At 51.7% G+C, this 13,866-nt stretch carries 14 protein-coding genes and 1 tRNA gene; 11 read left to right on the top strand and 4 right to left on the bottom strand.

Features of this window, described 5'->3' with window-relative positions; translation table 11 throughout:
- Positions 1 to 52 precede the first annotated feature (52 nt).
- The 4 genes from G9409_RS03130 to G9409_RS03145 are packed head-to-tail and all read left to right on the top strand — an operon-like array spanning position 53 to position 4,388.
- Entirely contained in the window at positions 53 to 1,378 is a 1,326-nt protein-coding gene (locus G9409_RS03130; RefSeq protein WP_166807350.1) for a TolC family protein, read from the top strand.
- Position 1,379: 1 nt separating this feature from the next.
- The gene (locus G9409_RS03135) at positions 1,380 to 1,811 is read left to right on the top strand and encodes a universal stress protein (RefSeq protein WP_166807351.1); all 432 of its coding nucleotides are present in this window, start codon (positions 1,380 to 1,382) and stop codon (positions 1,809 to 1,811) included.
- Positions 1,798 to 2,796 (top strand): HlyD family secretion protein, encoded by a 999-nt coding sequence (locus tag G9409_RS03140; protein ID WP_166807352.1) that lies wholly within the window; start codon positions 1,798 to 1,800, stop codon positions 2,794 to 2,796. The genes G9409_RS03135 and G9409_RS03140 overlap by 14 nt, the downstream gene beginning before the upstream one ends.
- Positions 2,793 to 4,388 (top strand): DHA2 family efflux MFS transporter permease subunit, encoded by a 1,596-nt coding sequence (locus G9409_RS03145; protein WP_166807353.1) that lies wholly within the window; start codon positions 2,793 to 2,795, stop codon positions 4,386 to 4,388. The genes G9409_RS03140 and G9409_RS03145 overlap by 4 nt, the downstream gene beginning before the upstream one ends.
- A gap of 17 nt (positions 4,389 to 4,405) precedes the next feature.
- On the opposite strand, the gene G9409_RS03150 is transcribed toward G9409_RS03145, so the two are convergent.
- The gene (locus G9409_RS03150) at positions 4,406 to 5,728 is read right to left on the bottom strand and encodes an MFS transporter (protein ID WP_166807464.1); all 1,323 of its coding nucleotides are present in this window, start codon (positions 5,726 to 5,728) and stop codon (positions 4,406 to 4,408) included.
- Between the two features lie 355 nt (positions 5,729 to 6,083).
- Between G9409_RS03150 and G9409_RS03155 the strand changes: the two genes are divergently transcribed.
- Positions 6,084 to 6,629, top strand: coding sequence for an acetate uptake transporter family protein (locus tag G9409_RS03155; protein ID WP_166807354.1), 546 nt, complete (start codon positions 6,084 to 6,086; stop codon positions 6,627 to 6,629).
- Between the two features lie 324 nt (positions 6,630 to 6,953).
- Positions 6,954 to 7,166: a dodecin gene (locus G9409_RS03160; protein WP_076791828.1), complete on the top strand. Its 213-nt coding sequence runs from the start codon at positions 6,954 to 6,956 to the stop codon at positions 7,164 to 7,166.
- A gap of 84 nt (positions 7,167 to 7,250) precedes the next feature.
- Here G9409_RS03160 and G9409_RS03165 read toward each other — a convergent pair whose 3' ends face one another.
- On the bottom strand, positions 7,251 to 9,113 hold the full coding sequence (locus tag G9409_RS03165) for a phosphoenolpyruvate carboxykinase (GTP) (RefSeq protein ID WP_166807355.1): 1,863 nt from the start codon (positions 9,111 to 9,113) through the stop codon (positions 7,251 to 7,253).
- A 141-nt stretch (positions 9,114 to 9,254) separates the two neighbouring features.
- Complete coding sequence (locus G9409_RS03170; RefSeq protein WP_235923220.1) at positions 9,255 to 9,818, bottom strand: TlpA family protein disulfide reductase; 564 nt, start codon at positions 9,816 to 9,818, stop codon at positions 9,255 to 9,257.
- Positions 9,819 to 9,973: 155 nt separating this feature from the next.
- On the opposite strand from G9409_RS03170, the gene G9409_RS03175 reads away from it, so the two are divergent.
- The 5 genes from G9409_RS03175 (at position 9,974) to G9409_RS03195 (ending at position 13,301) form a co-directional block, all read left to right on the top strand.
- Positions 9,974 to 10,046, top strand: a tRNA-Thr gene (locus tag G9409_RS03175).
- Positions 10,047 to 10,168: 122 nt separating this feature from the next.
- On the top strand, positions 10,169 to 11,557 hold the full coding sequence (gene atpD / locus G9409_RS03180) for a F0F1 ATP synthase subunit beta (RefSeq protein WP_006366764.1): 1,389 nt from the start codon (positions 10,169 to 10,171) through the stop codon (positions 11,555 to 11,557).
- Between the two features lie 14 nt (positions 11,558 to 11,571).
- A complete protein-coding gene (gene atpC, locus G9409_RS03185; RefSeq protein WP_006366765.1) occupies positions 11,572 to 11,838 on the top strand; it encodes an ATP synthase F1 subunit epsilon in 267 nt (88 codons plus the stop codon).
- 131 nt (positions 11,839 to 11,969) lie between these two features.
- On the top strand, positions 11,970 to 12,917 hold the full coding sequence (locus G9409_RS03190) for a S66 peptidase family protein (RefSeq protein ID WP_166807357.1): 948 nt from the start codon (positions 11,970 to 11,972) through the stop codon (positions 12,915 to 12,917).
- Between the two features lie 78 nt (positions 12,918 to 12,995).
- Positions 12,996 to 13,301 carry an ATP-dependent Clp protease adaptor ClpS gene (locus tag G9409_RS03195; RefSeq protein ID WP_235923221.1) on the top strand — a complete coding sequence of 102 codons (306 nt, stop codon included), beginning with the start codon at positions 12,996 to 12,998 and terminating at the stop codon, positions 13,299 to 13,301.
- A gap of 97 nt (positions 13,302 to 13,398) precedes the next feature.
- On the opposite strand, the gene G9409_RS03200 is transcribed toward G9409_RS03195, so the two are convergent.
- Positions 13,399 to 13,866 (bottom strand): tetratricopeptide repeat protein (locus G9409_RS03200; RefSeq protein WP_166807359.1); only part of this gene is annotated, 468 nt, incomplete at its 5' end.

Genomic DNA, 13,866 nt, shown 5'->3' on the forward strand with positions numbered 1-13,866 from the left:
GAACGTGTCGGGAGAATACATTTATAGCGCTGCCCGAAATCACCGGGAAATAATGAAGAGAATACTGATAAGCGTTGCCGCATGGACAGGCGTAGCAATGATGCTTTCAATGCCATGCCGGAGTGCTCTCGGAGGAGAATCCCCCGAAGGGGTACTGACACTTGAAAAAACAATCGGTCTTGTTCGTGAAAACCACCCGGCCCTGAAAGCCGCAGCCGAAGAGATCACTGCTGCCGATGCTCGGGTTACCAAAAGCAGAAGCACCTGGTTCCCTCAGATAACGGCAAGTGCAGGTTACACCTATATTGATCCGGTCTCGGAAATGAGTTTTGGCGGCAGCGCTCCGATCAAATTCATGCCCAACAACAACTACGACGCCAAAGTCACTGCAAGGGCCACAATATTTGATTTCGGAAAACGGGGAAACGGTGTCGAGCTTGCACTCTCAGGGAAAAGATCGGCCGAACACGCACTCGAAATTTCCCGCAGGGAGCTCACCTGGCAGAGTGTCCAGCTCTTTTACGGAAATCTTTTGCTGCACGAAAGCATAAGGGTAGAACAGAAGGAGATTGGGGCGCTGAACAAGGCTCTCGACTTCTCGACAAAACGATACCAGGCAGGATCAGCTACCCGGTTTGATCTCCTCTCCACCGAAGTGCGTATCGCTGCAGCCCGGAGCAGAGCTCTTGATCTGGCACATGCCCTGCGCCGGAACGAACTTGCCCTGCGGCGCCTGACGGGCATCGCTGATAACGAACCGTTAACCCTCAATGGCTCATTTTCCGTCACGCCATCCGCAGCAAGAGAAACCGGAATGGTAGCTCAGGCGTTACAGCAGCGGTTGGAGGTGAAACTTTCAATTGAAAATGAAAAGAGTGCAAGCCAAAAGCGATCCATCGCCATAAAAGAGGGGATGCCGGTCATTACCGGAAGTGCCTCCTATGGCAGAACCAATGGCTACCAGCCCGATATTGAGGCGATACGGAATAACATTGCCGCCGGGCTTCATCTGGAAATCCCCATCTTTACAGGCTTCCGTAACAGTGCTGAACGACAGGAGGCCACGGCGCTCATGCATGCCGCCACGTTGCGCAGGCTTGATACCGAGCAGCAGGTAAAAAACGAAGTCGAAGAGATGCTTGACGGAGTTCAGACCTCATCGAAAAAGCTCCTGACTACCGATGCCCAGGTAAATCAGGCGAAACTCGCTGCCGAACATGCCCGGGCACGATTCGAAAACGGTATGGCAACCACACTTGACCTTCTCGACACGGAAGCGTCACTTTCCCAGGCAGAACTTGCCCGGTTGCAGGCGACCTATGAATACGTCATGAGCAGCTATGCACTGAAACGAGCAACCGGGGAGGTTTTCTGGTAACATGACACGCACACTGAAAAAAATTATCTGTGCCGTTGATTTTTCGGCCTGTTCGGATGCCATGATCAGTTATGCCGCAGAGATGGGGTGTAAAGAGACGGAACTCATTATCCTCCATATTGCTCCTGAAAATGAGCAAAATAAAGGATTTCACGGCATGCACCTGCATGAGTTTTCCCGTTACAGCAATATCCTTGAGCTGCACGGCTCAAACATTCGATTTGCGCTGCAGCACGGTGATCCGGCGGCAGGCATTCTTGGTTATGCTGCCGAGCAGCAGGCGGATATGATCATGCTCGGCTCTCACGGCTCCACAGCCCTCACCCGGCTTCTGGTAGGAAGCACTGCAGAAACCGTAATGCGCCAGGCTGAGTGCCCTGTTATGGTAATGAAAACACCTGACAACCAGACAAAAAAACATGGAACAACCTGAATCGAAAACAATGCCAGAGAACATCACAAAGGAAAAAACACCATTGAAAGCATCGAAGCCGGTGCGCATCATTATTGTCGTGATTGCCATTGCCACAGCTGTAATCTGGGGCGGCGGCCGACTCTACCACTCATTCCTCTATGTTGAAACGGATAACGCCCAGATTGAGGGCGATGTCTATCCGGTCATATCGCGCATTCCGGGAAAGGTTCAGGATGTTCTCGTCGATGATAACCGGATAGTAAAAAAAGGGGAAACACTGATCCGGCTTGAAGCTGCGGATTATGAAGTTCGTCGTGACATTGCATCGGCTGCGCTGCAGACTGCCCGCGCCTCCGTTTTGGCGGCAGAAGCAAATGCAAATGCCGCTGCAGCAACCGAGCGCAAGCTCAATGCCGATCTCGGGCGCAACAACAACCTTCGGCGGCAGGACGTTGTATCACAGGCGGAATTCGATGCGGTCCGTGCCGGTGCTGACGCAGCGAAAGCCCAGTATGCTTCAGCGACAAGCCAGCGGGGTGCCGCCGTTGCACAGGTTAAAATGCGTGAGGCGGAACTGCGCAATGCCGAGCTTCAGCTCTCCTACACCACCATAACCGCTCCGGCATCAGGACATATATCCAGAAAGAGTGTTCAGCCGGGGCAGTACGTAGCTCCCGGCCAGCAGCTCATAGCCATTGTGGGAAGCAATAAACTCTGGATTGTGGCAAATTTCAAGGAGACCCAGCTTCAAAAAATCACTCCCGGGCTTCCGGTCATCATCCATGTTGATGCCTATCCTGACAGAGAGTTCAAGGGAAAAATCGAGTCCATCTCATCAGGTACCGGAGCAAAGTTCTCTCTGCTGCCGCCCGACAATGCAAGCGGAAACTTCATCAAGGTGGCACAACGGGTTCCGGTGAAAATTGTTTTTACCGAAACCACGGACAAAGCGCAGCAGCTGGCGGCCGGGATGAACGTAGTAGTTGAGGTGAAGGTAAAATGACCTCCATTGCCCCAATGCTGCCGAATCCGGCCCACACCTATGAGACCGGGTTGAAGAAAGTGATCATCACACTGACGGTTATCGTCTCGGCAATGCTTGAGCTGATCGACACCACCATCGTCAACGTAGCGCTCACCCAGATCAGCGGCAACCTCGGCGCAAGTATTGAGGATGTTGCCTGGGTAGTCACCAGCTATGCTATCGCCAACGTTATCGTCATTCCTCTTTCAGGCTTTTTGGGCAACCTTCTCGGACGACGGAACTATTACATCGGTTCGATACTGCTTTTTACTGCAGCTTCGCTGCTTTGCGGCATGGCGCCGAACATCTGGGCTCTGGTCTTTTTCCGCTTTCTGCAGGGACTCGGGGGGGGAGCGCTTCTGCCTACCTCACAGGCAATCCTCTACGAAACCTACCGTCCTGAAGAGCGGGGCAAAGCAACCGGCATCTTCTCCATGGGACTTGTGCTCGGCCCCACCGTAGGGCCGCTGCTTGGAGGCTATCTGGTGGACTACTTCTCCTGGGAGTGGTGCTTCTTCGTGAACATTCCTGTCGGCCTCCTGGCAGCATGGTCTTCATACACTTTTCTCAAGGAACCGAAGGTAAAGCACGCTGTCGGCTCTATCGACTGGACCGGAATCGGGCTTTTGACCGTCGGCATCGGATCGCTGCAGTTTATTCTTGAAAGAGGGGAATCAAAAGACTGGTTTGAAACACCCTATATTACCTGGTTCACCATCATTGCCGTGGTTGCCCTGTTGGCTTTTGTCTGGTGGGAGCTGCACACCGAAGAGCCGGCTGTTGACCTGCGAGTGCTTGCCCGAAGCAACAACCTTGCTATTGCAGCAGTTCTTACCTTTATTGTCGGATACGGGCTGTACGGCTCACTCTTTGTCTTTCCTGTCTTTGTACAGCGGCTTCTCGGCTTTACGGCTCTCCTTACAGGAACCGTGCTCTTTCCAAGTGCACTGGTAACCGGAATCATTGCGCTGCCACTTGGCATCGCCCTTCAGAGGGGCGCATCACCAAAACTGCTGATGGGTTTCGGAATGAGCGCATTTGTCATTTTCTGCTGGTACCTCGGCCAGCAGACCATGCAGTCAGGTGCATCAAACTTCTTCTGGGTGCTGCTCCTCAGAGGCGTGGCACTCGGCTTTATCTTCATCCCGGTCACCATGCTCGCGGTGGCAGGACTGCACGGCAGGGATATCGGCCAGGCAACCGGGCTCAACAACATGGTGCGACAGCTTGGCGGCTCTTTCGGCATCGCCATCACCAACACCTATATCGCCAAACGGGTTGCCGCTCACCGGGTAGAACTGCTGAGCCATCTCTCCCCCTACGATCCAGCCGCAGTGGCAAGAATTGATGCCATTAAGCAGGCTGCAACCATGAGGGCCGGTGTTTCACCCTCCGAATCGGAGCTTGTAGCCCTGAAGGCGCTGGAAGGTACGGTTACCATACAAAGCCACCATCTCGCCTATATGGATGCATTCATGCTGATCGCACTCCTCTTTGCGCTTGCACTGCCGCTGCTTTTTTTCATTAAAATCAACAAAAGCGAAAAAGCAGATCTCTCCTCCGCCCACTGAATATGGAGGGTCGGTTATTACTGCGCCCCGTCCGATGAGTTGTACCGGGTGTAAGCCTTGCGGACACTGCGATTGGTGTAGATGAGAACTATCGCAGCAAGAATGGTTACCGTACACCCCGCCCGGATGGCAATGCCTGTACCGAAATGCTCCGAAATATAGCCGATCTCCAGGTTGCCGATCGGCATGAAACCCATAAAGACCATCATATAGAGGCTCATCACCCTGCCGCGAAAACGGTCATCAACCGTGCTCTGGATAGTAGCGCTCAGAGTGGATACTGCCGCCACAAGACCAAACCCGCCAAGAAAAAGGAAAAAAAGCGCCACCGGTAGTGAAACAGAAAAGGTAAACCCGATTAGTGCCAGAGCGAACAGAATGGTTCCACCGGCAATAAAAACAAGCCGGTCAACTCTTCCGGAGAAGATGGAGACAAGCACGGTCCCGATAACCGAACCAAGACCCGACACGCCGTAGAGATAGCCAAGACCTTTTGCTCCCATGCCGAAAGTTTGTTTGGCAATAACCGGAAGCATGGTAACATAGGACCATGCAAAAATGGCGATGACGGCAATAAAAAAAATAGCGGTGCGGATCACCGGATGCTGCCAGGAGTAGCTCAGTCCCTCCCTGATCGCCTGCACCGGATTGCCTGAAATGGTCGCGGTCTGCTTTTTCGGAGCTCTTTTCATGGAGACGAGGGAGATAATGACCGCAAGAAAACTGACGCCATTGAGCAGAAAAGCGCCGCCTGTTCCGGTTGCCGAAATCAGAAAACCCGCGATTGCCGGACCAATCACCCGCGAACCGTTGTAGATAGCCGAATTCATCGCAATTGCCGAAGAGAGATGCTCCCGCTCCACAATTTCACTGAGAAATGCCTGCAGGGCCGGAACATTCAGGGCATTGACGCATCCGAGCAGAAAGGAGAGAACGAGGATGATGCCTATGGTGACCGTGCCGGTCAAGGCAAAAAAACCGAGAACAAAGGCAAGCAGCATTGCCGATGACTGCGTCCAGAGCAGAATGGTTCTGCGCGGGTAACGGTCGACAAGCACTCCGCCGAAGAGGGAGAGAAAGAGGGTCGGGAGGGTTGATGCGGCGGCGGCAAGACCAACGTCAAACGCTGAACCGGTAATTTCAAGCACCAGCCACCCCTGGGCCACCATCTGGATCCAGGTGCCGATCATGGAGATAACCTGTCCCGGAAAGTAGCGGCGAAAATCAGGACTCTGAAACGCCGGAAACGCCGAAAGGAGGCGTCCCGATAGTGAACGCTCTCTTTGAGGCCCGGAACGTGTCGTATTGTTTGATGTTGCGTCTTCAGCAGGCAGCGTCATTACAGCGGGGGTCATCTTCAGTTATTCTTCTTCTGACAGCTCCAAGGTATTAAAATCAAGCGGGAATTCCCGCATGGAGTTATGCGCATCTTCATAAGCACGCAATCAGCAGCCTCGCGGCAGATCAAACCATACCACCCCCCGGCTTTGCGCTTTTATGGGCAAAAACCCCCTTGTTTTTCGCCCAGAATACAGAGGTAGTTACAGACTCAAAAAGGGGGTAAAAGATGCCACTCATTGATATAAATAAGCCGTACATTCAGCCAGCTCTTGCAACATAAAACAGATCAAGGGAGACAACGGCAGGAGCTTGACGGTAAACTTAATCAACAACAAAAAGCAAGGAGTTCTTCCGATGAATGTAGTAAATCCGGAAGCTATCGGCCTGTTCGGGCTGATCGTCACCGTCTGGGTGTTCGGTCTCGAACAGTTGGGGTTCGGGCTGGACAAGGAAACAGATCATGCAAAGCTGGGGCGAAGTCTTGCCCATGTCGCCCTCTGGTTCGGCGGCGTCGCACAGATTTTCACCGCCGTATGCATGTTTCTGTTCGACATGGGGTTGCCTGCTGAACTGCGAATCTATCTCGGCACCATCTTTGCCACCTACGGCCTTTTCTGGGTTGTTGTCGCCATGCATTTCTACAATCCCGGCGACAAAAAGAGCTATGCCCACATGTTTTTCGGGATCTTTTTCATTACGGCACTCTTCAGCTACAAGGCCATCCTGCTCGGCAAAATCTGGCCACTGGCCACCGTGCTGCTGCTCATCAATGTGCTGACCATCCTGCTTCCGTTTGCCTGGTACAAACAGAACGCCATCATCACCAAAATCTGCGGAGCAACAAACGTGGCCATCGGCCTCTGTGCCGTACCGCTCCTCCTGCACTCCCTCGGCATCTGATCTGCCAACACCTGCCCGAAACATTCCGGAATATGCCGGAGTGTTTCGGGCCGCCATGATCGTGCATCAAACCGCAGAGTGACCTCCGTTGCGTCGGCAACAACCAGTCGCACCTTTCCCCCTGCTCCTGAAACCCCGCTCCTGTAAGGGTTAAACGAACAAAAAGAAACAGCTATGTACTCAATAACTGCAAGCCGGAAAAGGGAGTACAGAACAGTTGTTTTGCAGATTTCGCCTGATTTGCTAATATGAGTGCTGAATTGGTATAAATTTCAGCCGGATCAGTAACAGATTTTTTTTCAAGGACTAAAACCATTACACACCATGAGTGATCACATCTATAAGAAAATTGAACTTGTCGGCTCTTCAACGACAAGCATTGAAGAGGCAGTAAAAAATGCAGTAGCAAAAGCAGCCGAGACCATCAGAAACATCCGCTGGGTTGAGGTTCTTGAAACCCGTTGCCATATCTCTGACCAGCAGGTCGCCTACTGGCAGGTTACCGTGAAAATCGGCTTCACCCTTGACGAGGAGTAACTGAATCACTCTTTTTTTTAACGCAAAGAAGCGCCGGAACCGGCGCTTCTTTGCGTAAATCGATCAAGGAATCCTCTCAGGAAGTTATTCCGCCTCATAGATTTCCGGCGCCAGCGACCAATGCCTTGGAGAGAGCCAGAGCGTTGAGAGCATCAGCTCACGGATGTGAGGAAACTCTTTTGGCAAACGGTCGTAGATCATTTCAAAAAGCTGCTCATGGGAAAGGAGCTCGGTCTTCCATGCTTCACGGTCTACCGACATCAGCTTGATGAACTTCTCTTCCGTCATATCCTCAAGACCTGTCCAGTCAATCATATCGTACTTCGGCATCCATCCCAGCGGACTTTCAACGGCGGCAACATCACCGTGCACACGATCAACAATCCACTTCAGTACCCGCATGTTTTCGCCGAAACCGGGCCAGAGGAATTTGCCGTTTTCGTCCTTGCGGAACCAGTTGACACCGAAAATTCTCGGCAGCTCGGTCAGTGTGCGGCCTACATGCAGCCAATGGTTGAAGTAGTCGCCCATATGGTAACCGCAGAAAGGAATCATGGCGTAGGGGTCGCGACGCACATCGCCGACCGTACCAGCCGCAGCAGCAGTTTTTTCCGAACCCATTGTTGCTGCAAGGTAGACACCGAAATTCCAGTTTGCTGACTGGTAAACAAGAGGAACGGTATCGCCCCGGCGTCCACCGAAAATAAAGGCACTGATAAGCACGCCTTTCGGATTTTCCCAATCGGGATCAAGGGAGGGGCACTGACTTGCCGGAGAGGTAAACCGTGCATTCGGATGTGACGAGAGCCTTCCGCAGTCGGGGGTCCAGGCTTTTCCCTGCCAGTCAATAAGCTCTGCAGGAGGAGTGTCGGTCATTCCCTCCCACCAGACATCTCCATCAGGAGTCATGGCTACATTGGTAAAAATACAGTTCTTAGACAGCGTGGCCATGGCGTTCGGATTTGATTTCTCCGAAGTACCGGGAGCTACGCCGAAAAATCCGTATTCCGGGTTGATGGCATAGAGGCGGCCATCCGGACCGGGCTTGATCCATGCAATATCGTCGCCTACGGTGGTCACTTTCCACCCTTTGAACGATTCCGGAGGAATAAGCATGGCAAAGTTGGTCTTTCCGCATGCACTCGGGAAGGCTCCGCCGACATAGGTTTTTTCGCCATCCGGAGATTCAACACCCAGAATAAGCATGTGTTCGGCAAGCCACCCTTCATCACGAGCCATTGAGGATGCGATACGAAGTGCGAAACATTTTTTACCGAGAAGGGCATTGCCGCCATAGCCACTACCGAAAGAGACAATAGAGCGCTCTTCAGGGAAATGGACAATATATTTGGTGTCACTGCATGGCCAGGCAACATCCTTCACTCCCGGCTGAAGCGGAGCTCCGACGGAGTGAAGACAGGGAACAAAGTCACTGTGCTCATCAAGAAGATCCATAACCTGGCGGCCCATACGCGTCATGATACGCATATTGGTGACCACATAGGGCGAGTCGGATATTTCAACACCGATGTGCGCAATAGGGGATCCGAGCGGTCCCATGCTGAAAGGAATGACATACATGGTCCTGCCGGTCATGCAGCCGCTGAAAAGCCCGTTGAGAGTCGCCTTCATCTCTTTTGGCGCAACCCAGTTGTTGGTTGGGCCTGCGTCCTGTCGGCGAATGCTGCATATATAGGTCCTGTCCTCAACTCTGGCGACATCGCTCGGGTCTGAACGACAGAGATAACTGTTCGGACGCTTCTCTTCTGAGAGCTTGATAAAGGTGCCGCTCTCAACCATCTGTGTACAGAGGCGGTCATACTCTTCCTGGGAGCCATCGCACCAGGATATGGAACTCGGACGACACAGTTCAGCGGTTTCCTTAACCCACTGGAGCAGTTTTTTGTTTTTCACATAGTCCGGAGCATTGATCTGCATAAAAGTCATTGTTTGTTTCTTTTGGAGACTAATCGTTATAAAAAAAGACGTCCGCATTCAACACTGAATGCGGACGTGGAGAGGAGAAACTGAATATGTCCGGATAGAGAGAGAGCCGGACACCAAAACCCTTGTTCATAAAGTCAGGTATTATTTTACTTTTACCGGCTTTTTGAGTGCGGCAAGAATGATCTTCTCAAATTCCGCTTTACTTTTACCCCCGGTAATGACCTGGGTCACCCGTCCTGATGCGTTCACAACAAAGGAGGTCGGAATAGCCTTGATCTGGCCATCCGGAACAAATCTGCCAAACGAGCCAAGAAGCTGGTCATCAGACATGACAACAGGGTAACTGATCCTGTTCCCAGTTATGAATGACTTGATGGTCGGGGCTGTTTCATTGACTGCGATACCAATAAAAGTAAATCCATTACGACTGTATTGATTCTGCAGGGCAACCATATCGGGAATCTCTGCTCTGCATGGGGGGCACCACGATGCAAAAAAATTCACAATATAGGCCTTGCCTGCCAGTTGCGCTGATCCAATCGCCTTGCCATCAAGCGTAACTGCTGAAAATGCCGGGGCCGGGGTATTAAGAGCCGCAACAGGAGCGACAGCAAACGCATCTCCTTCGGTTCCGGCAAGAAGCAGAAGACAAAACAGTGCTGTGTTAAAAAATTTGCTGATCCCGCTCTTCAATCTTGTATTCATAACCATCCGGATTTAACTGATAATTGAGCTTTTTGTCCAGTGCGCTCTAATATAGCAATTCTTCTTTTTTTTTATGACATAAATGGTATGGTAATTATCTTTGTGTTTCTTTGCCAAATAAATTATATTTAGGCTTGTCTTTTTTATATGCTTAAGCCACCTTAGCTCAGTTGGTAGAGCAACTGTTTCGTAAATAGTAGGTCGTGGGTTCGACTCCCTCAGGTGGCTCTTAGCCGGGGCAGCCTCAACAGCGGGATATTATGGCTCATGATGCCCGATGAAAAAAGACAGACAAGCCCCGAGAACTTAACGTTTGATTTCCCTATTAAAATCCTATCAAAACTGTCGCTATGCAAGAAGGTAAGATTTCCCAGATCATCGGCCCTGTTGTTGATGTTGATTTTCCCGAAGGACGACTCCCGTCTATTCTGGATGCACTGACCATTACTCGACCTGACGGAACAAAGCTTGTTCTTGAAACCCAGCAGCATCTCGGCGAAGAGCGTGTGCGTACCGTATCAATGGAGAGCACCGACGGTCTGGTCAGAGGAACGAGCGTCGCCAATACAGGAATGCCTATCCAGGTTCCTGTCGGACCGGAAGTTTTAAGCCGGATGATGAACGTTGTCGGCGAACCCATTGATGGTCGCGGTCCGGTCCATACCGCAAAAACCTATTCGATCCATCGTTCAGCTCCGAAATTTGACGAGATCTCCACAAAAGCTGAGATGTTTGAAACCGGTATCAAGGTTATCGATCTTCTCGAGCCTTACTCACGCGGCGGCAAAACAGGTCTTTTCGGTGGCGCCGGTGTAGGTAAAACCGTTCTGATCATGGAACTCATCAACAACATTGCCAAACAGCAGTCGGGCTTCAGCGTATTTGCCGGTGTAGGCGAGCGTACCCGTGAAGGAAACGATTTGTGGCATGAAATGATGGAGTCGGGCGTTATCGATAAAACAGCTCTTGTTTTCGGACAGATGAATGAGCCTCCCGGTGCCCGTCAGCGGGTTGCTCTGACAGGACTCAGCATTGCAGAGTATTTCCGTGATGAGGAAGGCCGCGATGTGCTTCTCTTTATTGACAATATTTTCCGCTTTACCCAGGCAGGTTCCGAGGTTTCCGCACTTCTCGGTCGTATGCCGAGTGCTGTAGGATACCAGCCAACCCTCGCCACTGAGATGGGTCAGCTTCAGGACAGAATCGTTTCCACCAAGAAAGGTTCAGTCACTTCGGTTCAGGCTATCTATGTTCCTGCGGATGACCTTACCGATCCGGCACCTGCTACGGCATTTGCCCACCTTGATGCAACAACCGTGCTTTCACGTCAGATCGCCGAGCTTGGTATCTACCCTGCTGTTGATCCTCTTGACTCCACGTCGCGTATTCTTGATCCGAACATTGTCGGTGACGATCATTACGACACTGCCCAGGCTGTAAAGCAGCTTCTCCAGCGCTACAAGGATCTCCAGGACATCATCGCCATTCTCGGTATGGATGAGCTGAGCGACGAGGACAAGCTTGTCGTTTCAAGAGCCAGAAAAGTACAGCGCTTCCTTTCACAGCCATTCTTCGTTGCCGAGGCATTTACCGGTCTTGCCGGAAAATATGTCAAGCTTGAAGAGACCATCAAGGGCTTCAAGGAGATCATCGCAGGAAAGCATGACAATCTGCCGGAAAGCGCATTCTACCTTGTTGGAACCATTGAGGAAGCCATCGAGAAAGCAAAAACGCTCTAAACACAACACGAACCATGGCGAATTCCGATAAAGGTTTCCAGATAGAGATCGTCACTCCCCAGAAACTGTACTTTTCAGGGGAGATCGAAAGTGTAACCGCACCGGGTGAGGATGGCCTCTTTCAGGTATTGAAGAACCATGCCCCCTTGCTCTCTGCACTGAAAGCCGGCAAGGTCAAACTGGCAATGGCAGACCGCAGTGAGCAGACATTTACGATCTCTGATGGTTTTTTTGAAGTCAGCAGCAACAAAGCGATCCTGCTGACCGAAAACATTGCCTGATTTCATGCAAATGAGTTAAAAAAAACATCAGTATCCCAATCGATCGGGGTACTGATGTTTTTTTCTTTGTAAGGGCACCTCACCGCCCAAAGAAGCAATCGAATCGCGGAATAAATTCATAGAGGTGCCTCATGAAAAACCTCATCCCCAAAGCTCTCTGCAAGGGCGAGACCATCGGTCTCATCTCCCCTTCATCCCATTGCGCTTATCCAGTAAAGATCGGGCAGGCGATCAGCTATCTGGAAACAAACGGTTACCGGGTTAAACTCTCCAGCCACCTCAACCGTATCGATACCGATCCGGCAGTGGCAGACCGGGAAAAGCTGCATGATATCCATGAAATGTTCAGTGACCCCGATGTCCGGGCAATATTCTGTCTGCGCGGTGGTGCCGGTTCAGCCCGGCTCCTGAACCAGCTTGATTACACGCTTATCGCCGCCAATCCGAAAATTCTTGCCGGTTATTCCGACATCACCGCCCTCTCGCTTGCGCTCTACGCAAAAACCGGTCTTGTAAGTTTTTCCGGGCCCATGGCCGCAACCGAGCTCTATGCTCCGACCCCCTACACCGAAGAGCATTTCTGGGGAATGCTCACCTCCCCTTCATATGCCCGTTCGATTACCAATCATTCCGCTCACCCGATCTCGGCAATAAAGGAAGGCTCTGCTGAGGGTCAGTTAATCGGTGGTAATCTCTCGGTGCTCTCGGCAATGATAGGCACCCCGTTTCTTCCTGTCTTCAACGATACCCTTCTCTTTCTTGAGGATATCAATGAACCGGCCTACCGGATTGACCGGATGCTTTCACATCTTTCCAACGCAAGGCTTCTTGCCCGATGCGGAGCCTTGCTGTTCGGACAGTTCTCCAGTGAGCCACTCGAACCGGGCGAGGCGGAACGGGTGAAAAACATTTTTGACTATTACAGCACCCTCAATCCGAATGCAACGGCACTCTCGGGACTCTCCTATGGCCATATCCGGGACCTGATGACCATCCCCATTGGCGCCCGATTCAGGGTCAGCGTCACCGATTCCGGAAGCTTTACTCTTGGAGCACTTGAACCGGTTATTGCAGCGTAGCAGTTCGCTTGCGCCTGAGTAAAGCAATATTTATTTTATCATGTTACAGCCCGCTCGCAACTGCCTATGCACGCTCAGATGATGACTATGTGGACGGCCTCAGATAGTACTCCCGAAACAAAACAGCATGAGCAGCTCTCCGGAACTGATCAGCTTGATGCCTATCGGGTTGTGCTTTTCAATGATGAGGAGCACTCCTTTGATGAGGTTATCGATCAGATCATCAAAGCTATACGATGCTCCCGCTCCAAAGCCGAGCGCCATACCTGGGAAGTCCACACCAGAGGCCGCAGCATCGTCTTTGCCGGAGCTATGGCCGAGTGCCTCAGGGTCAGCTCAATACTCGAAGAGATCGCCCTCAAAACCGAAATCCAGACAAGCTGAACTGCCTGCAATAGTGTCGAAGCACAGTAAATACCATCCTCATCTGATAACACAAGGAATGTCGCCAGATCATGCAGCAAGGTACACTGTGTGAAATTTAACTATTCTCGCCAAGTCCTACTACTTTGTCCGCTAAGTTGCGCAACCTCTCTGCCTGCGTGCGGCTAAAGGCCACATCTCTTTTCCAGACTGCATTTGTAGGATCATGAACGGAAAGTCGCTCATCAATCGCAAGGCTTTCCTCAGCATGGTGCCGCGCCTCAGAAAGATTCCCCTGCTTCTCATAACACAGGGCCAACGAAGTAAAACTATATGAGAGGTCGCGCTGCCACGTCGCGTTCGACGGATCGGATTTCGCCAACCGTTCTCTCACTTCACGCGACTCCTTGTAGATCTTTAACGCTCCCTCTAAACCGCCCTGCGCACTCAGCACTTCACCTATGTTGTCGAGGCTCACGCTCAGGTCGCGCTGCCACGTCGCGTTCGACGGATCGGATTTCGCCAACCGTTCGCTCACTTCACGCGACTCCTTGTAGATCTTTAACGCTCCCTCTAAATCGCCCTG

Source organism: Candidatus Chlorobium masyuteum (genome assembly GCF_011601315.1).
In the GTDB taxonomy this organism is placed as follows: domain Bacteria; phylum Bacteroidota; class Chlorobiia; order Chlorobiales; family Chlorobiaceae; genus Chlorobium; species Chlorobium masyuteum.